Origin of the sequence: Anoxybacillus sp. P3H1B (assembly GCF_001560855.1) — a bacterium.
Classification (GTDB): Bacteria; Bacillota; Bacilli; order Bacillales; family Anoxybacillaceae; genus Anoxybacteroides; species Anoxybacteroides rupiense.
On record NZ_LPUG01000011.1, the window covers coordinates 157,762 to 177,200 of the forward strand.

19 protein-coding genes are annotated in these 19,439 nt (G+C 41.8%); 14 read left to right on the forward strand and 5 right to left on the reverse strand.

Annotated features, from left to right (window positions below; all coding sequences use genetic code 11):
• Positions 1 to 125 precede the first annotated feature (125 nt).
• The gene (locus tag AT864_RS04915) at positions 126 to 920 is read left to right on the forward strand and encodes an inositol monophosphatase family protein (protein WP_066147062.1); all 795 of its coding nucleotides are present in this window, start codon (positions 126 to 128) and stop codon (positions 918 to 920) included.
• A 29-nt stretch (positions 921 to 949) separates the two neighbouring features.
• Here AT864_RS04915 and AT864_RS04920 read toward each other — a convergent pair whose 3' ends face one another.
• Entirely contained in the window at positions 950 to 1,135 is a 186-nt protein-coding gene (locus AT864_RS04920) for a DUF5325 family protein (RefSeq protein ID WP_066147064.1), read from the reverse strand.
• Between the two features lie 119 nt (positions 1,136 to 1,254).
• Between AT864_RS04920 and typA the strand changes: the two genes are divergently transcribed.
• From typA to AT864_RS04935, 3 genes are read left to right on the forward strand one after another with little or no spacing between them, the layout of a single operon-like run.
• Positions 1,255 to 3,096: a translational GTPase TypA gene (gene typA / locus AT864_RS04925; protein WP_066147066.1), complete on the forward strand. Its 1,842-nt coding sequence runs from the start codon at positions 1,255 to 1,257 to the stop codon at positions 3,094 to 3,096.
• A 19-nt stretch (positions 3,097 to 3,115) separates the two neighbouring features.
• The gene (locus AT864_RS04930) at positions 3,116 to 3,433 is read left to right on the forward strand and encodes a YlaH-like family protein (RefSeq protein ID WP_066147068.1); all 318 of its coding nucleotides are present in this window, start codon (positions 3,116 to 3,118) and stop codon (positions 3,431 to 3,433) included.
• 13 nt (positions 3,434 to 3,446) lie between these two features.
• Complete coding sequence (locus AT864_RS04935) at positions 3,447 to 3,740, forward strand: hypothetical protein (RefSeq protein ID WP_066147070.1); 294 nt, start codon at positions 3,447 to 3,449, stop codon at positions 3,738 to 3,740.
• 243 nt (positions 3,741 to 3,983) lie between these two features.
• Here the strand turns inward: AT864_RS04935 and AT864_RS17480 are convergent, their stop codons facing one another.
• Positions 3,984 to 4,184 carry a YlaI family protein gene (locus tag AT864_RS17480; protein WP_066401576.1) on the reverse strand — a complete coding sequence of 67 codons (201 nt, stop codon included), beginning with the start codon at positions 4,182 to 4,184 and terminating at the stop codon, positions 3,984 to 3,986.
• Positions 4,185 to 4,384: 200 nt separating this feature from the next.
• Between AT864_RS17480 and AT864_RS04945 the strand changes: the two genes are divergently transcribed.
• Complete coding sequence (locus tag AT864_RS04945) at positions 4,385 to 4,840, forward strand: pyridoxamine 5'-phosphate oxidase family protein (protein WP_044746633.1); 456 nt, start codon at positions 4,385 to 4,387, stop codon at positions 4,838 to 4,840.
• 29 nt (positions 4,841 to 4,869) lie between these two features.
• Here AT864_RS04945 and AT864_RS04950 read toward each other — a convergent pair whose 3' ends face one another.
• On the reverse strand, positions 4,870 to 5,466 hold the full coding sequence (locus AT864_RS04950; RefSeq protein WP_066147702.1) for a YhcN/YlaJ family sporulation lipoprotein: 597 nt from the start codon (positions 5,464 to 5,466) through the stop codon (positions 4,870 to 4,872).
• Positions 5,467 to 5,599: 133 nt separating this feature from the next.
• Between AT864_RS04950 and AT864_RS04955 the strand changes: the two genes are divergently transcribed.
• A complete protein-coding gene (locus AT864_RS04955) occupies positions 5,600 to 6,931 on the forward strand; it encodes a PhoH family protein (RefSeq protein WP_139788082.1) in 1,332 nt (443 codons plus the stop codon).
• A 351-nt stretch (positions 6,932 to 7,282) separates the two neighbouring features.
• Here AT864_RS04955 and AT864_RS04960 read toward each other — a convergent pair whose 3' ends face one another.
• A complete protein-coding gene (locus tag AT864_RS04960) occupies positions 7,283 to 7,777 on the reverse strand; it encodes a hypothetical protein (protein WP_066147074.1) in 495 nt (164 codons plus the stop codon).
• A gap of 157 nt (positions 7,778 to 7,934) precedes the next feature.
• On the opposite strand from AT864_RS04960, the gene AT864_RS04965 reads away from it, so the two are divergent.
• From AT864_RS04965 to pyc, 3 genes are all read left to right on the forward strand, one after another.
• Positions 7,935 to 8,222: a YlaN family protein gene (locus tag AT864_RS04965; RefSeq protein WP_044746631.1), complete on the forward strand. Its 288-nt coding sequence runs from the start codon at positions 7,935 to 7,937 to the stop codon at positions 8,220 to 8,222.
• 132 nt (positions 8,223 to 8,354) lie between these two features.
• Entirely contained in the window at positions 8,355 to 9,575 is a 1,221-nt protein-coding gene (locus AT864_RS04970; RefSeq protein WP_066147076.1) for an FtsW/RodA/SpoVE family cell cycle protein, read from the forward strand.
• Positions 9,576 to 9,640: 65 nt separating this feature from the next.
• Positions 9,641 to 13,084 carry a pyruvate carboxylase gene (gene pyc, locus AT864_RS04975; protein ID WP_066147078.1) on the forward strand — a complete coding sequence of 1,148 codons (3,444 nt, stop codon included), beginning with the start codon at positions 9,641 to 9,643 and terminating at the stop codon, positions 13,082 to 13,084.
• A gap of 11 nt (positions 13,085 to 13,095) precedes the next feature.
• Here pyc and AT864_RS04980 read toward each other — a convergent pair whose 3' ends face one another.
• Entirely contained in the window at positions 13,096 to 14,061 is a 966-nt protein-coding gene (locus AT864_RS04980; RefSeq protein ID WP_156450496.1) for a heme A synthase, read from the reverse strand.
• A gap of 436 nt (positions 14,062 to 14,497) precedes the next feature.
• Between AT864_RS04980 and cyoE the strand changes: the two genes are divergently transcribed.
• From cyoE to ctaF, 5 genes are all read left to right on the forward strand, one after another.
• Complete coding sequence (gene cyoE / locus AT864_RS04985) at positions 14,498 to 15,415, forward strand: heme o synthase (protein ID WP_066147080.1); 918 nt, start codon at positions 14,498 to 14,500, stop codon at positions 15,413 to 15,415.
• Between the two features lie 85 nt (positions 15,416 to 15,500).
• Positions 15,501 to 16,568: a cytochrome c oxidase subunit II gene (gene coxB, locus AT864_RS04990; RefSeq protein WP_066147082.1), complete on the forward strand. Its 1,068-nt coding sequence runs from the start codon at positions 15,501 to 15,503 to the stop codon at positions 16,566 to 16,568.
• Positions 16,569 to 16,605: 37 nt separating this feature from the next.
• On the forward strand, positions 16,606 to 18,462 hold the full coding sequence (gene ctaD, locus AT864_RS04995) for a cytochrome c oxidase subunit I (protein WP_066147085.1): 1,857 nt from the start codon (positions 16,606 to 16,608) through the stop codon (positions 18,460 to 18,462).
• Positions 18,462 to 19,082: a cytochrome c oxidase subunit III gene (gene ctaE / locus AT864_RS05000; RefSeq protein WP_066147087.1), complete on the forward strand. Its 621-nt coding sequence runs from the start codon at positions 18,462 to 18,464 to the stop codon at positions 19,080 to 19,082. The genes ctaD and ctaE overlap by 1 nt, the downstream gene beginning before the upstream one ends.
• A gap of 4 nt (positions 19,083 to 19,086) precedes the next feature.
• A complete protein-coding gene (gene ctaF, locus AT864_RS05005) occupies positions 19,087 to 19,419 on the forward strand; it encodes a cytochrome c oxidase subunit IVB (RefSeq protein ID WP_066147089.1) in 333 nt (110 codons plus the stop codon).
• The last annotated feature ends 20 nt before the right edge of the window (positions 19,420 to 19,439 follow it).

Genomic DNA, 19,439 nt, shown 5'->3' on the forward strand with positions numbered 1-19,439 from the left:
CAATCATATGGCGAACCACGCACGATGCGGTTCGTTTTTTCTTGCTGAATATACCAAATTGCACTATTCTAATTTATATTCGTACATACAAGCTTATGACTATTTTTTTGTTTAGGAGGAGTAAAATGAGCACAAATTGGGAGCATATCGACAAGTGCGCCAAGGAATGGATAAAAGAAGCAGGTGAACGCATTCATCAAGCCTTTCGGAAAACGCTAACGATTGAAACGAAATCAAGCCGCAGCGACTTAGTTACGAATGTGGACAAAGAAGTTGAGCAATTTTTTATTGAACGAATCAGACAAACCTTTCCTTCCCATCGCGTCTTGGGAGAAGAGGGATTTGGCGATTGTATATCCGCGCTTGATGGCATAGTTTGGATTATTGACCCGATCGATGGAACGATGAACTTTATTCATCAACGCCGCAATTTTGCGATTTCCATTGGCATTTTTGCAGATGGTATAGGGATGCTTGGATATGTGTATGATGTTGTGCATGATGAGCTATATTATGCTCAAAAAGGCAAGGGCGCTTTTTTAAACGATCAGCCGCTGCCAGTGTTGCAACCTGTATCCATTCCAGAAGCGATTATTTGCTTAAATGCATCTTGGATTATTGAAAATAAACAAGTCGATCCGAAACAATTGGCCCGGCTTGTACAAGAAGTCAGAGGAACGCGCTCATATGGTTCCGCTGCGTTAGAAATGGCATATATTGCTGCGGGGCGTCTTGATGCCTATTTGACAATGAGGCTATCGCCATGGGATTTTGCCGGCGGTCTTGTCATTATTAAAGAGGTGGGCGGGCTTGTGACGAATATAGATGGTGAACCGCTGGATCTTCTCGGTCCGAGTTCTGTATTTGTATCGAAGCCAGGGCTCCATCGTGAGATTTTGCAGCAATACATCCGGAAATGAAACCGGGACAAGCTGTTGTTTGTCCCGGTTTATAATGTTCCCTTTTGCCGCTTTCGTTTTTTCACAGCAAATCCAGTCCCCATGATGATGATAAAGATAAGGAATGAAATAATGATACCGATCACGCTTTGTTCAGCGATAAAAATGCCAATAGCCATAATGGAGGAAGCTGCTAAGATTGCAAACAGCAAAAAGATCGGCTGAAACGATTTCATGAAAATCTCCCTTCTTCATTATCTTTTCTCTTCTTTATTCAGTCTACACGAAAATATTCCGCTTTTCTATGATCTTTATGATATAATAAACGAGCAATTTACACATAGGAGTGAAAAAGGTGAAACGGCGAGAAGATTTGCGAAATATTGCTATTATTGCCCATGTTGACCACGGCAAAACGACGTTGGTGGATCAGTTATTGCGCCAGTCAGGAACCTTCCGCGCAAATGAACAGGTGCAGGAACGGGCATTGGATCGTAATGATTTAGAAAGAGAACGCGGGATTACTATTTTGGCTAAAAATACAGCGATTCATTATAAAGATACACGTATTAATATTTTGGACACCCCGGGACATGCGGATTTTGGCGGAGAAGTCGAACGGATTATGCGCATGGTTGACGGTGTTCTGCTTGTTGTCGATGCATATGAAGGCTGCATGCCACAGACTCGCTTTGTGTTGAAAAAGGCGCTCGAACAGCAGCTGACACCGATTGTTGTTGTCAATAAAATCGACCGTGAATTTGCTCGGCCGGAAGAAGTGGTTGATGAAGTCATTGATTTATTCATTGAACTTGGCGCATCGGAGGAACAGCTGGACTTTCCGGTTGTGTACGCCTCTGCTTTAAATGGAACTGCCAGCCTTGATCCGGACAAGCAGGAAGCGGATATGTCGGTATTGTTTGAAACCATTATTGAACACATACCAGCTCCTATCAATAATCGGAACGAGCCTTTGCAGTTTCAAGTAGCGTTGCTTGATTACAATGATTATGTAGGAAGAATCGGAATTGGCCGAGTGTTTCGCGGTTCAATTAAAATGGGGCAGCAAGTGGCCTTAATGAAGCTCGATGGTACGGTGAAGACGTTTCGGGTGACGAAGCTATTCGGTTTTATTGGATTAAAACGAATAGAAATCACCGAAGCAGAAGCAGGAGATATTATTGCTGTATCAGGGATGGAGGATATTAATGTGGGAGAGACGGTCTGCCCTGTCGAGCATCAGGAGGCGTTGCCGGCACTGCATATTGATGAGCCGACATTACAAATGACTTTTTTAGTCAATAATAGCCCATTTGCCGGAAGAGAAGGAAAGCACGTCACGGCCCGAAAAATTGAAGAGCGCCTTCGAATGCAATTGGAAACCGACGTTAGTCTGAGAGTAGAAAATACAGATTCTCCTGACGCTTGGATTGTCTCAGGAAGAGGAGAGCTCCACCTATCCATTTTAATTGAAAATATGAGGCGGGAAGGCTTTGAATTGCAAGTATCGAAGCCAGAGGTTATTATGAAGGAAATGGATGGAACGCTGTCTGAGCCAATAGAGCGGGTACAAATTGATATCCCTGAGGAATATACAGGAGCGATTATAGAATCGCTTGGCATGCGTAAAGGGGAGATGGCGGATATGATTCATAACGAAAATGGGCAGGTCCGTTTGATTTTTATGGTTCCGGCTCGCGGTTTAATCGGCTATCGAACAGAATTTATGTCCTTAACTCGAGGATACGGAATTTTAAATCACTCATTTGATCATTATGCTCCTGTACAAAAAGGATTGGTCGGCGGACGGAGACAAGGTGTCCTGATTTCAATGGAGACAGGTAAAGCGACATCGTACGGCATTATGCAGGTCGAGGATCGGGGAACGATCTTTGTCGAGCCGGGAACAGAAGTGTATGAAGGCATGATTGTTGGCGAGCATACGCGCGAGAATGATTTAGTCGTCAATATCTGCAAAGTAAAGCACGCAACCAACATTCGTTCATCTACGAAAGAGCAGACGGTGACCATGAAAAAACCGCGGCTGATGACGCTTGAAGAAGCACTCGAGTACTTAAATGATGATGAATATTGTGAAATAACGCCAAAATCCATTCGTTTACGGAAGAAAATTTTAGATAAAAACGAACGGGAGAAGCTGGCCAAGAAAAAGAAAGCAGCCGAGCAAGCAAGATAAAAAAAGGGGGGGGAGAAGGATGAATGTGATGGAGCGGCTTTCCTTTTTTGCTTCGTTATATCAGGTGCATGACAATCCCGAACGGGGAATGTGGCTTCTTTATATCACGGTTTTTATTTTATCGGCTATTGTTTATCGTCTTGGTTTTGCTAAACAGCTTCCTTTGTTAAAAAACGTCATTATTTATGTTCTGCTTGCGCTCGGCTGTACAATTTTAACATTTTTCGCTGTCTTTTTGCCGATTGCTGAAGGACTGGTGATAGCGGCCATTGTATTGATTATTTATAAGATTCGCTTGCGTCAGTCGCAGCAGCAAAAAATGAATGCCGGTGAGTAGGAGCGGTAAAATCATGAAATCATTACAAGATGCCCTGTACAATTGGTTGACGATTCAAGTGGTGGCGGATGCCCGGCCTGAAGACCATGCTGCACAAGACACGGCACAACTTTTTAAAAATATATTAAAGATTGACTTTCAAATCGAAAAGGTAGCTTTTGTAAAAGAAGAAGAAATGTACATTGTGAGTTACCAAAAAGGCGGAAAAGAGCAAGCCACACGGTTTCCGGTCGAATTCATTGAAGGGATGCTTGAGCAAATTCAAAGCGAGCCCGAAAAATATACGAACTATCCTAAGGATATATGAGAACTGACGCTTTATATGATCCGAGCAGAGAAAACGGATCGTCCGTCATTTGTTTGCTATAGAAATACAGATCGGTTTCCGCCGTAAGCCATGCTTCTTGTGTTTTTAGTCTGCTTCAACGCATGCATTGGATTTATAGCCCAGTTATAAAGTAGAATTCGCATTTCTTGACGGTCGAGGAAGAGACGATAATGAACTTTTGTTTTAGCGAAATAACAAAAAAGCACCGGCATCCGGTGCTTTTTACCATTCATCATGTGATTCTGATGAACGATAGATGCGGAATTTTCCTGTCGCAAGCCGCGCTTTTGTTTTTTCCGCAATCCGTTCGTGGCATTGTTCGCACATATATGTATGAATTGGACGGTTGCGCAGCCGTTTGGCAAGCAGGGATTCATCATCAATGGTATCCATTTGCTCACAGAGAACACATTTAACTCTCATCATCCACCTCGTTAGTTCAAGTCAGTCTTTTATTTGCATATCATCGGTAGGGAACGCAGTTGCGCAACAGAGAGGCTTTAATCCAAGCCATATTCCGATGCTTATCTTCGCGCTTTTATTTTCATTATATCATTTCTCTTTTCCTTTTTGGAGAAAATGGGTATGATTAAAACATAATGAACATTTGGGAGGAATTTTTCATGGCAAATGCAGTAGAGAAAAAGCTAATTGAACCGCTGTTTCAAGCACTGCAAAAGGAACGATTTGTCACGCTTGCGACAATCGATCACGAAACAGGAGGCCCGAATGTGAGTTCAATTTCTTGGATTTTCGCGCCGGACGAAGAGCGTCTTTATTTTGCTGTTGATAATCGTTCACGGATTGTGAAAAATATCCAGAAAAATCCTCTTGTTGTTGTAAATGTTATCGCGAATGAATCGACTTATGCCATCAGCGGCCGAGCGAGCATTAAAGCCGAGAAAATGGAAGGAGTGCCTCTGAAGCTTGCGTTAGTGGAGTTGGATATTGTGGAAGTGCGCGATGTTATGTTTTATGGCTCAAAAATCTCGGTGGAGCCGAAGTATGAAAAAACCTATGATGCGCAGGCTGCTGCCAAGTTGGATAATCAAGTGATGACAGCGCTACGGAATGCATAAAAAAGAGCTTAGCCAATTTCGGCTAGGCTCTATTTGTTTAAGTAATGGTTCGATTGCTTATCCTGACGCTGATTGAGCTGTTTTTCCTCCTGCTTGTTTAACTCGGAGTCATTTGTATTAGTCGGTGAAGGATTTTTCGTTTGCAATAAATCGCTTGGAATTTCTGGCATTACCCGACCTACAATAGCAGCAATTTCGTTCATAAAAGCTTGTACAGGCCGTCCATTGTCGACTTGGCGGACGATATTTTTTAATCGTGCATATAAATCGGGATCAGCAATAATAATCGAATTGGCCCCGTAAGGATCTTTTTGCAAAGCTTCAGCCACCGAATACTTAATTGTACCGACGCGTGAAGTATCCATATTATCATTAATATCGATCCCTACAATCGCATATTTTCCGACGATGAGAGCTGTTGCATCATTCACATTTGGAACGCGGTCTGCTAAATCGGCTAAATGATGGGCAATTTGCTGACCGGATTTATTTTCAATCTTTTCATTCGTTGTATTTTTCACATGAACAAAGGAGCGATTTGGTATTTCTTGTTTGTCATTACTCATGCTGCATCCCATCAGAACAAAAAAAGGAAGGATAAAGCTGAAAAAAGAGCGAGCATTCATCATTTAAGCACCTCTAATGTTTTTAACTTTATTTTGTGAATCACCTTCTATCTTTATACATTGGCTCATAGTATATAACATCAATCCCGTCCAAAAAAATTTAACCAATATAATGAAATGGGGGCGTGGAAATTTGGGGAATAAAATATATGTACTTGATACTAACGTACTTTTGCAAGATCCTTACTCCATTTTTTCATTTGAAGACAATGAAGTGGTCATTCCTGCTGTTGTGTTAGAAGAAGTGGATTCAAAAAAGCGATATATGGATGAGGTTGGGAGAAATGCGCGGCAAGTATCGAAACTGATTGACCGCTTGCGAGAAAATGGAAAGCTGCATGAAAAAATTTTACTTGATAATGGAGGAGTGCTGCGTATTGAATTGAATCATCGCTCCTTTCATCAATTGCAAGAAATCTTCGTTGAAAAAACGAATGATAATCGTATTTTAGCGGTTGCGAAAAATTTATCTCTTGAAGAGCAAACAAAAGAAAATGGGCGTTTAGTGATTTTAGTAAGTAAAGATGCGCTTGTTCGCGTGAAAGCGGATGCCATTGGATTGCAGGCAGAGGATTTTTTGAGCGATCGTGTGGTTGATATCGATCACATTTATACAGGCTTTCTTGAACTGTATATCAGCATGGACCATTTAAAACGATTTTATGAAAAGGGCGAAATTGTTCTTTCGGAAATCGCCAACCATCCATTTTATCCAAACCAGTTTATTATTATCAAAGATGCGCTTGGCAGCTCAGCATCGGCTATTGGCATTGTTGATCACTCCGGAAAAAAAGTGAAGAAGCTGCTTTTCCATTATGATCATGTGTGGGGGATTCGTCCGCGCAATGTTCAGCAAACGATGGCATTTGAACTGCTCATGCGCAAGGATGTTTCGCTTGTCACTCTTATTGGCAAGGCTGGAACAGGAAAAACGCTCCTTGCATTAGCAGCCGGATTGATGCAGACAGAAGATTTGGGAACATATAAGAAACTGCTTGTAGCAAGACCAATTGTTCCGGTTGGCAAGGATATCGGATTTTTGCCGGGAGAAAAGCAAGAAAAATTGAGGCCGTGGATGCAGCCGATTTTTGATAACCTTGAATATTTATTTAACACAAAAAAGCCTGGAGAGCTTGATGCGATTTTAGCCGGCATGAGCTCCATTGAAGTGGAAGCACTCACGTATATACGCGGCCGCAGCTTGCCTGAGCAGTTTATTATTATTGATGAAGCGCAAAATCTAACAAAGCATGAGGTGAAAACAATCCTTACGCGCGTTGGTGAGAAAAGCAAAATTATTTTAATGGGCGATCCAGAGCAAATTGATCATCCATATTTAGATGAATACAACAATGGGTTAACATATGTCGTGGAAAAATTTAAAGAGCAAAAGATTGCTGGTCATGTTCGCTTAATCAAAGGGGAACGTTCTGGATTAGCGCAGCTGGCCGCTGATTTACTATGATATAAATACTTCATAAAATCACAAGTGCTGCTTATTCATTGTTTTACTAAAAACTACTGATTGTCCTAGTTCAATCCCCAGCTTTTTCTGCCTCTTCTCCCGAACAGGAACGCCAGCAGGCAACGGAATGGCCCGCAAAGCGTTCGTTGTTCATAAAGGGCTTGCCGGCTTCGGCAGAAAAGCTAGGAAGCAGCGAGTGATATCCCTTCGTTTTTACTGGGGCATCAACACAAATCTAAAATCCATTCACTTATGTCCTTATGCTGGATAAAGGATGGTAGACAAATTCAAAATGGACTTTGTCTACCATCGCAGCTGTCCGTTGCTGACGGACAGCTGCGATGGCCGGTATCACTGAATGATCAACTCACGTACATGAGTGATGGGGGTGTTCTGGTTTGAGCCGTCTCCGAAATATACGTGGACAGGCCCATCTTCTTTTAAAGGCTTTCCATCTTTCGAAAAGCCGAGAACAAGTTGGTAGGCTTGTTGAAGCGGAATTGTGAATTTACCGTTGTCGGTGACAATCATTAGCTCTGTTGCATCATCTAGCACTTCGGCATTGTTTAAAAATGGAGCGAGCGGCATTCCGAATGTTCCAGTAATGATCTTTTCTTTGACAAATTTCTTTTCTGTTTTTAGGGTTGGCGGAAAATATGCGCCTTCTTGAATTTCTCGGTCCCAGTATGCCGATATTTTTTGAATTTCATCCTCTTTTTCGGCTTTTTCTGTCTGTCCTGAAAAGTAAGTATGCAAGTCAACTTTGCGGTCATCAAAAATCCATACACCGGGATCCAAGGTTATGGAAAACTTAACCTTACCTTTAATTGGAATAATACGATCCATAGCTGCTCTCTCCTCTTTCATCTTGTACTGTTTTTAGTATAATGATAAATGAATATTTTGTCATGTCCGATCATTTGTGACAAGTCTTTCATCTTGCAAAATTTTTCGATTCACGTTAAGATTTATAGAAGGATTAGGGGAGAACGGAGGGATCGATGTGACGGACGATACGATTAATTATCGTGAAAAAGCGTACGCGCTTCTTAAAACAGACGCGGATAAGATTGTTAAGCTCATTCAAGTGCAAATGGATAACTTGACAATGCCCCAGTGCCCTCTTTACGAAGAAGTACTTGACACGCAAATGTTTGGTTTATCGCGTGAAATTGATTTTGCGATTCGGTTGGGGCTGGTCGATGCAAAGGATGGAAAAGCGATTCTTGATACATTGGAACGGGAGCTTTCAATGCTTCATGAAGCTTCTACAAAAAAACGCGTACGATAATGATAAACATGAACTCAAACGGTTGAATTTGCGGCAATCGTTTGAGTTTTTGCGTTTTTGGAAGGAAAACGCAATCTTATTACGAATGTTTCTTAGTAACTATAGTATAACATTTGGTAGGGAAGAGGAAAGATGAATAAACAACTCTTTAAGAATATTGTTAAATCATATGATTATCCGCTGATCATTGCCGTTTGGATGCTGGCGATATTTGGATTGGTTATGGTATACAGCTCAAGTATGGTCGCAGCGGTTACACGTTATGGAGTGGCAAGCGATTACTTTTTTCAAAAACAAAAAATGTGGTTGGCTGCCTCAGGAATTTGTTTTTTAATCACGATGCTTGTTCCTTATAAGGTATGGATGGGGAAAAAAGTCATTCAAGGGATCTTTTTTGCTTCTCCGATCCTTTTAATTGCTGTGGCATTTCTCGGCCATACTGCCAATAATGCCACAAGCTGGTTTAAACTCGGATTCTTTAGCATTCAGCCTGCTGAGCTTGTCAAGTTAAGCTTGCTTATTTATTTGGCAGCAGTATTTGCCAATAAGCAAAAAAAGCTGGCGGAACCGGTTAAAGGACAGTTATTTCCAATTTATTATACACTATGGATCTGCTTTCTTATTGCCATTCAGCCCGATTTTGGAACAGCCATGATTGTGTTGCTGATTGCTTCTTGTGTGATTTTATCGTCGGGTTTAAGCTTTCGTTTGCTGTGGAAGCAGCTGCTGTTTTTTATGATGGTGGCAGCGGTGGTCGCTCCTGTTTCGCTTCCGTTTATTTGGGATGAAATTTTTTCTCCAGAACGGTTGTCGCGGTTTTATAGCTTTGTTAATCCATTTAAGTATGCAGACGATGAGGGATTTCAATTGGTGAATTCATATTTGGCGATTGGCCTTGGCGGATTAAAAGGGCTGGGATTAGGGCAAAGTATTCAGAAGTATGGGTATTTGCCTGAGTCGCATACCGATTTTATTATCGCAGTGATCGCGGAGGAATTAGGTTTATTTGGGGTGGCTTTTGTTTTGCTGCTGCTAGCTTTTATTGTTCTAAAGGGATTCATGATTGCCAGAAAATGCAATGATGCGTTTGGCAGCTTGCTTGCTATTGGTATTTCTTCGATGATTGGAATTCAAACGTTCATCAATGTTGGAGGTGTAACAGGTTTGATTCCGATCACAGGTGTCCCTTTGCCTTTAGTAAGCTACGGAGGGTCTGCGCTCATTCTTTTTATGACATCGCTTGGGATTATGGTCAATATTTCGATGTTTGTTAAATATGAAGCGAAGTATAAACATAAAGAACAACACGTTGATCATGCAAAAAAACCGTTAAAAAGAGGTCTGACTTTTTAGAAAGCATATTTACAAATTTGCAAAACCGTTATAGTTTTATTAGAAAGGAGGAGAGGAACAAAAAAATGAGTACACGTCGAATTCAGAAAGTATTAGTAGCAAACCGCGGCGAAATCGCGATTCGTGTTTTTCGCGCCTGCAATGAGCTAGGCATTCGAACCGTTGCGATTTACTCAAAAGAGGATGCCGGCTCTTATCACCGCTATAAAGCAGATGAGGCCTATTTAGTTGGAGAAGGCAAAAAGCCGATCGAAGCCTATTTGGATATCGAAGGAATTATTGAAATTGCGAAGGCACATAATGTCGATGCGATTCATCCGGGATACGGATTCCTTTCGGAAAACATTCAGTTTGCCAAACGATGCAAAGAGGAAGGAATCGTTTTTATTGGACCGAATGAAGAACATTTAGATATGTTCGGTGATAAAGTAAAAGCCCGCCGTCAAGCAGAATTAGCCGGTATTCCGGTCATTCCTGGAAGCGATGGTCCCGTACATAGCTTGGAAGAAGTGGTTCGCTTTGGCGAGCAGCATGGCTACCCAATCATTATTAAAGCTGCTTTGGGCGGAGGCGGCCGCGGCATGCGGATTGTGCGTTCAAAAGCAGAGGTGAAAGAAGCTTATGAACGTGCAAAATCAGAAGCAAAAGCAGCATTTGGTAGCGATGAGGTATATGTTGAGAAGCTAATTGAAAATCCGAAGCATATCGAAGTCCAAATTTTAGGGGACTACGATGGAAATATTGTGCATCTGTATGACAGGGATTGTTCGGTACAGCGCCGTCATCAAAAGGTTGTTGAAATCGCTCCGAGCGTCTCGTTATCGGCCGAGCTTCGCCAACGTATTTGTGAAGCGGCGGTCAAACTAATGAAAAATGTTGCGTATGTCAATGCGGGAACAGTCGAATTTCTTGTTGCAGGAGACCAATTTTATTTTATCGAAGTAAATCCGCGTGTTCAGGTAGAGCACACGATTACGGAGATGATTACGGGAGTCGATATTGTCCAGTCGCAAATTTTAATTGCGGAAGGCCATTCATTGCACAGTGAACAAATCGGTATCCCTCAGCAAGAGGATATTCAAATTAACGGCTATGCGATTCAATCACGGGTGACGACGGAGGATCCACTAAACAACTTCATGCCTGATACGGGAAAAATTATGGCCTACCGTTCAGGCGGTGGCTTTGGCGTGCGGTTGGATGCCGGAAACGGATTCCAAGGCGCAGTCATTACGCCGTATTATGACTCTTTGCTTGTGAAATTATCAACATGGGCGCTGACTTTCGAGCAAGCAGCCAGAAAGATGTTGCGCAACTTGCGCGAATTCCGCATTCGCGGAATAAAAACCAATATCCCTTTCTTGGAAAACGTTGTACAACATCCAAAGTTTTTATCTGGAGAGTACGATACATCGTTTATTGATACGACGCCAGAGCTTTTTGTCTTCCCGAAAAGAAAAGACAGGGGAACCAAAATGCTCACCTATATCGGAAATGTAACGGTGAATGGTTTTCCTGGAATTGGAAAGAAAAAGAAACCGGTTTTTGAAAAGCCACGAATTCCAAAAATTGATCCGTTACAGCCGCTTGCTCATGGCACAAAGCAAATTTTAGATGAGAGAGGCGCAGAGGGACTTGTCAGTTGGATTAAAGAGCAAAATCAAGTGCTGCTCACAGATACGACATTCCGTGATGCTCATCAATCGTTGCTTGCTACGCGCGTGCGGACTACGGATTTACTCCATATTGCTGAACCGACTGCGCATCTATTGCCTAATTTATTTTCGCTTGAAATGTGGGGAGGAGCAACGTTTGATGTTGCCTACCGCTTCTTAAAAGAGGATCCTTGGGATCGCCTATTAAAGCTGCGCGAGCGAATTCCGAACATATTGTTTCAAATGCTGTTGCGCTCAGCGAATGCAGTTGGCTATAAAAACTATCCGGATAATGTCATTCGCGAGTTTGTTGAAAAATCAGCACAAGCAGGAATTGATGTTTTTCGCATTTTCGACAGCTTAAACTGGGTCAAAGGAATGACTGTGGCGATTGATGCCGTTAGACAAACAGGGAAAATCGCTGAGGCTGCCATTTGTTATACCGGAGATATTTTTGATCCGAATCGACCAAAATATAGTCTTGGGTATTATAAAGAGCTAGCAAAAGAACTTGAACAGGCAGGAGCTCATATTTTGGCGATTAAAGATATGGCGGGGCTTTTAAAACCGCAAGCTGCTTATGCCCTCATTTCCGCTTTAAAAGAAACGGTTCATATTCCGATCCATCTTCATACACATGATACGAGCGGCAATGGCATTTATATGTATGCGAGAGCCATCGAGGCAGGAGTTGATATCGTCGATGTAGCCGTTAGCTCAATGGCAGGATTAACATCGCAGCCGAGCGCGAATACGCTATATTATGCGCTAGAAGGAACAGAGCGCGCTCCAGAGGTTAACATTGAAGGCTTGGAGCACTTATCCCGCTACTGGGAGGATGTGCGCAGCTTTTATCAAGAGTTTGAAAGCGGCATGAACGCTCCACATACAGAAGTATACAGACATGAAATGCCTGGCGGTCAATATAGCAATCTGCAGCAGCAAGCGAAAGCGGTGGGACTTGGTGATCGTTGGGATGAAGTAAAAGAGATGTACCGTCGTGTAAACGACCTGTTTGGCGATATCGTGAAAGTGACTCCTTCTTCTAAAGTGGTAGGAGATATGGCGCTTTATATGGTGCAAAACCATTTGACGGAAAAAGATATTTACGAGCGCGGAGAAGTGCTCGATTTTCCTGATTCTGTCGTTGAACTATTTGAAGGATATTTGGGACAAATGCCAGGCGGCTTTCCAAAGGAGCTACAACGCATTATTTTAAAAGGGCACGAACCGATTACTGTCAGACCGGGCGAATTGCTTGAACCAGTGGATTTTGAAAAAATGAAGCAAGAGCTATTCCATATGTTAGGAAGACAAGTGACTGATTTTGATGCGATTGCTTATGCACTTTATCCAAAAGTGTTCGTAGAGTATACACAGACGGTTGATAAATTTGGCGATATTTCCGTTCTTGATACGCCAACCTTCCTTTACGGGATGAGACTTGGCGAAGAAATTGAAGTAGAAATTGAGAAAGGGAAAACGCTCATTGTGAAGCTTGTATCGATCGGACAGCCGCAGGCGGATGGAACACGCATCGTTTATTTCGAATTAAACGGTCAGCCGCGCGAGGTTGTCATACGCGATGAGAGTATTAAAGCTGCCGTTGCGGAACGGATTAAAGCAGATAAAAGCAATCCAAACCATATTGCAGCGACAATGCCTGGTACGGTTGTAAAAGTGCTTGTGGAGCAAGGAGAAAAGGTGAATAAAGGCGATCATTTAATGATAACAGAGGCAATGAAAATGGAAACAACTGTACAAGCACCATTCTCAGGAACAGTGAAAGATATTTATGTAAAAAATGGAGATGCGATTCAGGCAGGAGATTTATTAATTGAATTAACTAAATAAAAAAACAGGCGCTAGGAGGTTCTAGCGCCTGTTTTTTTTATGCCAATGACAGATTGCTTATGCAAGGATAGCTGTTGTTCGTTTCGTTTGCTTCTTGTTGCCAGAAGCAATAAATAGCTAAGGACACCGAATAAGCAGGAAATGAAAAATCCGTGAGCGAGCGCAATGTATAAATTTAATTGTGTAAAAATAATCAGTGCACCGGTGATCATTTGCAACAGGACAAGAACGAGAGATGCGATCCATCCCCAGTAAATCACACGTTGATGTTTGTGGTATCTAATCGCACGAATCGTAGCGAACAAAATCCAAATAATAATCAAGCCAGCGGCAAGACGGTGTCCCATTTGAATCCATTCGTGAAGCTGGACAGGAAACGGACGCGTTTTGGCGCAAAGCGGCCAGCTGGGACAAGCTAAACTTGCTTGTTTATGACGTACAAGCGCTCCTGTATAAACCACAATATAGCAGTAAGCGATAATGCCATAAATATGAACCTTCATTTTGCGATCAATGATCAAGGAATCGGCGTCAAACTTCTTATCGACCTCAAAAATAAGCAGCGTAAGTAGAAAAACAGAGGCGAACGAAATAAGCGAGATGCCGAAATGAAGGGCAAGGACAGCAGCGGATTGTCCCCATACGACCGCCGCTGCGCCGATGAGTCCTTGAAGAACAAGAAAGATAAAAGAAACGCTCGCCAAAAATTTTGTTTCACGAATGTGGCCGATTGTTCGCCAAGTCCAAACCGAGAGAACGAGCACCATCACCCCGGCAAGGCCAGATACTAGTCGGTGACTGAGCTCAATTACCAGTTCTGGGGTAATCGTCGATGGAATGAGTTGGCCGTTGCAAAGGGGCCAGGAACGCCCGCAGCCCATTCCGGATTCTGTTTTTGTAACTAATGCCCCCCCGATTAATACAAATAGCATGGCAATCGTTGTTGTTGTAGCAAACCATTTTAAAGTGCGTTGCAAAATTCTTCACCCACTTGTATTAGAAAATATTGATTTTGTCAATAATCTAGTAAAGCATATGCTTATCTACACAAAGCAGATAAGTAAGAGCAATCTCGACAGGCAACACTATTGTACACCATAGCCGCATCGAAACACAAATGAATGCTTATTGAACAGCGAATGCAAAAAATATTGAATGTTCATCGTGAGTCTGTTAGAAATAATAATGGATGGATGTAAAAAGTGACATGACATTCAAAAATTTGACACAAATTATTCAAAAAAAATTCACAATTCGCTAAAAAAATGTGATTTAATATATAAAGAAATGATTAACAGTGAAAAATGTGTTAAAATACGTTAAGATATTTAAGATATTGCATAATGCTTGAAAACGTATTCATGTTGCCTGCGCTTCTAAAGTTGGAACGGGGAACGTAAGGAGGAATTAATAATGGCAAATGAAGCGGCCACTCAAGTTCGTGAAGAGGTAGAGGAGATAAAGGTCACTACTGTTTGGAAGGATTTCCTTTCGGTTATCAAAATTGGCATCGTGAATTCCAATTTAATTACAGCATTTACTGGACTGTGGTTAGCGTTTTATTTTACAGGAGAAGGTTTTTTAGAAAATCTTCAAACGGTCTTTTTTACTTTATTTGGTTCAGCTCTTGTCATTGCAGGAGCTTGCAGTTTAAATAACTTTATTGATCGCGATATCGATCATTTGATGGAGCGGACAAAGACAAGACCGACTGTCAAAGGCACAATGGAGCCCAAACGGGTTTTATGGCTAGGCGTTTTGTTGACATCTGTGGGAATGCTTAGTTTGCTAATGACGACATTGGCAGCGGCCGTAATTGGTTTAATTGGTGTAGCTACTTATGTATTTCTATATACAATGTGGTCAAAAAGGAACAACACCTTAAATACAGTGATTGGAAGCTTTTCTGGCGCTGTGCCGCCTTTAATTGGCTGGACAGCTGTCGATCCGCACTTTCATGTTGTTCCATTTGTGCTGTTCTTATTGATGTTTTTATGGCAACCGCCACATTTTTTAGCTTTAGCGATGAAGCGCTGCGAGGAATATCGCGCAGCAGGCATTCCCATGCTACCTGTTGTTCATGGCTTTGCGATGACCAAGCGCCAAATTGTGATTTGGGTTGCTTGCTTGCTGCCGCTTCCATTTTATTTGTTTTCATTAGGAATTCCATTTCTTATCATTGCTACATTGCTAAATGTAGGATGGCTAGCGTTAGGACTTTATGGATTTAAAATGAAAGATGATTTGAAATGGGCAAAATGGATGTTTGTTTATTCTTTGAACTATTTAACTATCTTATTTGTAGCGATGGTTATTTGCGCAATCGACTAACACAAGTTTATAATTCTTTCTACTTTTATTTAGAGAAAGAATTCATATACTTTATCTAATATTGAAAGAGGGGTTTGATTAGGCTATGAAGAAATGGCTACTCAATTGGCGCTTATTTTCTCTTTTTAGTGTAATGGCGCTTCTGTTAGCCGGCTGCGGCAAGCCGTTTTTATCAGCGCTTCAGCCAGCCGGCGAAGTAGCAGACATGCAGTATTCGCTCATGCTGCTTAGCACAGCCATTATGGTGCTTGTTATTGTTGTTGTAACGATTATCTTCATCTACGTTGTGATTCGCTTCAGACGACGTAAAGGTGAAGAGAATAAGATTCCTAAGCAAGTAGAAGGAAGTCATAAGCTTGAAATTATTTGGACTGTTATTCCGATTCTCTTGTTAATTATTTTGGCGGTACCGACAGTTTCGGCGACATTTAAGCTTTCTGATGTAAAGCCGATGAACAAAGAAAAACGCGATAAGAATACTGTCGTCGTCAATGTGCGCGCCAATCTTTATTGGTGGGAATTCGAATATCCTGATTATGGGATTATCACAAGCCAAGATTTAGTCGTTCCGACTGATGAACGTGTATACTTTAATCTCAAGTCTTCTGATGTGAAGCACTCGTTCTGGATTCCTGCCGTGGGCGGAAAATTGGATACAAACGTGGAGAACAACAACCAATTTTGGTTGGAGTTTGATCAGAAAGCTGCAGACAAGGCTAAAGGGGTTTTCTATGGAAAGTGTGCCGAGCTTTGCGGTCCATCACATGCTTTAATGGATTTTAAGGTGAAACCACTTCCTCGAAAAGAGTTTGACCAATGGGTAGAAAAAATGAAAAATGCCAAACCAGCTGCAACAGACGCAGTCGCAAAAGAAGGCGAAGAAATCTTTAATAAGAGCTGTATTGGCTGTCATGCTGTTACTCCTGCTGACAAGCGTCCAGAACAGGCACGTACAGCGCCAAACTTGGCCAATTTCGGCGATCGCGAACGCATTGCTGGTATCTTAAAGCATGATGAAGAGAACTTAAAGAAATGGTTAAAAGACCCGGACAGTGTGAAGCCTGGCAACAAAATGACGGGTACATATGGAAAATTAACAGACGCACAGATTGATGCTCTAACCAAATATTTAATGAGCTTAAAAGTGGAGTAACATAAAGGGGATCTATATCGATAAGGGAGGTTAAATCGTGAGTACAGTAGCTCGCAAAAAGAGCCTGATATGGGACTACCTTACAACGGTCGACCATAAGAAAATCGCCATCCTTTATTTAATTGCCGGTGGTCTTTTCTTTCTTGTAGGTGGTCTTGAAGCATTATTTATTCGGATTCAGCTTGCTAAGCCGAACAATGACTTTTTAGTTGGCGGTTTGTATAACGAAGTGTTAACGATGCATGGTACAACGATGATTTTCTTGGCAGCCATGCCGCTTGTGTTCGCTATGATGAATGCGGTTGTGCCGATTCAAATTGGCGCTCGTGACGTGGCATTCCCATTTTTAAATGCATTAGGCTTTTGGTTGTTCTTTTTTGGAGGCGTGTTCCTCAACTGTTCGTGGTTTTTAGGCGGAGCGCCTGATGCTGGATGGACTTCATATGCATCCTTATCACTTGAATCACCAGGGCACGGTATTGATTTTTATGTGCTTGGATTACAGATTTCCGGTATTGGAACTTTGATAGGCGGTATTAACTTCCTTGTTACCATTATCAATATGAGAGCGCCTGGAATGACATATATGCGTATGCCGATGTTTACATGGGCGACATTTGTAACATCTGCACTCATCTTATTTGCATTTCCTCCACTAACAGTTGGTCTTGTTTTAATGATGATGGATCGCTTGTTTGGGGGTAATTTCTTCAATGCGGCGGCTGGAGGAAATACGATTATTTGGGAGCATTTATTCTGGATTTTCGGTCACCCAGAAGTATATATTCTCGTGCTTCCAGCATTCGGTATTTTCTCGGAAATTTTTGCGACATTTTCACGCAAACGCTTATTCGGATATTCTTCAATGGTATTTGCAACGGTGCTCATCGGGTTTTTAGGCTTCATGGTATGGGCACACCATATGTTTACAACCGGTTTAGGACCAATTGCTAATGCTATTTTTGCTGTGGCAACGATGGCCATTGCCGTTCCAACAGGTATTAAAATTTTCAACTGGCTATTTACAATGTGGGGCGGAAGCATCAAGTTTACGACACCGATGATGTACGCTGTAGCCTTCATCCCGTCTTTCGTCATGGGAGGAGTAACAGGGGTTATGAACGCGGCAGCTGCGGCAGACTATCAATACCATGATAGCTATTTCGTTGTTGCCCACTTCCATTATGTCATTGTCGGCGGGGTTGTCTTTGCCTTGTTGGCTGGTGCTCATTATTGGTGGCCAAAAATGTTTGGAAAAATGTTAAATGAAACGCTTGGAAAAATTACATTCTGGTTATTCTTTATCGGTTTCCATTTAACATTCTTTATCCAGCACTTCTTAGGACTGATGGGGATGCCTCGACGTATCTTTACATATTTACCGGGGCAGGGCTTAGAAACAGGGAACTTTATTAGTACTGTTGGAGCCTTTTTCATGGCCGCAGCAACGATCATTCTTTTGATCAATGTGGTCATTACATCTGTGAAAGGTGAAAAAGTGTCTGCAGATCCATGGGGAGACGGACGTACCCTTGAATGGGCTGTTGCTTCTCCGCCTCCAGAGTATAACTTTGCTCAAACGCCGCTTGTGCGTGGTTTAGATGCGTTATGGATTGAAAAAATGGAAGGCAAAAAAGGCTTAACGCCAGCAGAACCTTTAGGCGATATTCATATGCCGAATTCTTCAATTTTGCCATTTGTGATCTCGCTTGGCTTATTTATTGCGGCATTTGGTTTTATGTACCATGCAAAATATTCATGGAGCCTATTTGTTGGAATAGGCGGCTTGTTAATTACCTTTATTTGTATGTTCTTACGTTCAGTTGTCGATGATCATGGCTTCCATATTCATAAGGAAGAAGTCCTTGAAACGGAAAAGGGGGTTAAGGCATAATGCATGTTGAAGAAAAATTGACTGCAGAAACGTTTCCTGCATCGCCTGAAAAAGCCACCCTTGAAGGGAAAAATAAATTTTTAGGTTTTTGGCTATTCTTAGGGGGGGAGACTGTTCTCTTCGCCTCCCTCTTTGCCACTTATTTGGCGCTAAGAGATAAAACAGCTGGCGGTCCATCTGCTGATGAATTGTTTAAAATGCCGCTTGTATTCGTTGCTACCATGCTTTTATTAACAAGCAGCTTAACGAGCGTGTACGCGATCTACCATATGAAAAATTTCGATTTTAAAAAAATGCAGCTTTGGTTTGGAATTACATTGCTCTTAGGTGCCGGCTTCCTAGGGCTTGAAATTTACGAATTTAATGAATATGTTCATGAAGGACATGTGTTTACGAAAAGCGCTTTTGCTTCTGCATTCTACACGCTAGTCGGTACACACGGTGGCCACGTTGCATTCGGATTATTGTGGATTTCAACATTGATGATCCGTAATGCGAAAAGAGGCTTAAACTTGTACAATGCGCCAAAATTTTATGTAGCAAGTTTATATTGGCACTTCATTGACGTTGTCTGGGTGTTTATTTTTACCGTTGTATACTTAATGGGAATGGTGGGGTGATTTTATGGCAAATCCTACAAATGCAGGCAACCCAAAGGTAGACTTAGCGTATCGTCGCAAAAAAAATGCTGCTGAAATGAAGCATCAGGTCATTTCGTTTGCTTTAATGATTGCTTTGACACTTGTGGCGTTTTTTGCAGTTGGTTATGATGAATTTTCACACTGGTTTTCCGTTCCGTTTATTTTGCTCCTTGCCGCTGTGCAAGTAGCGTTCCAATTGTATTACTTTATGCATATGAGTCATAAAGGCCATGAAATTCCAGCTTTGTTTCTTTATGGTGGTGTATTGGTAGCTTTTGTTACGATCTGGGCTTTTATGACAATTGTTTGGTGGTAATAGAAAAAGGAAATCAGCCC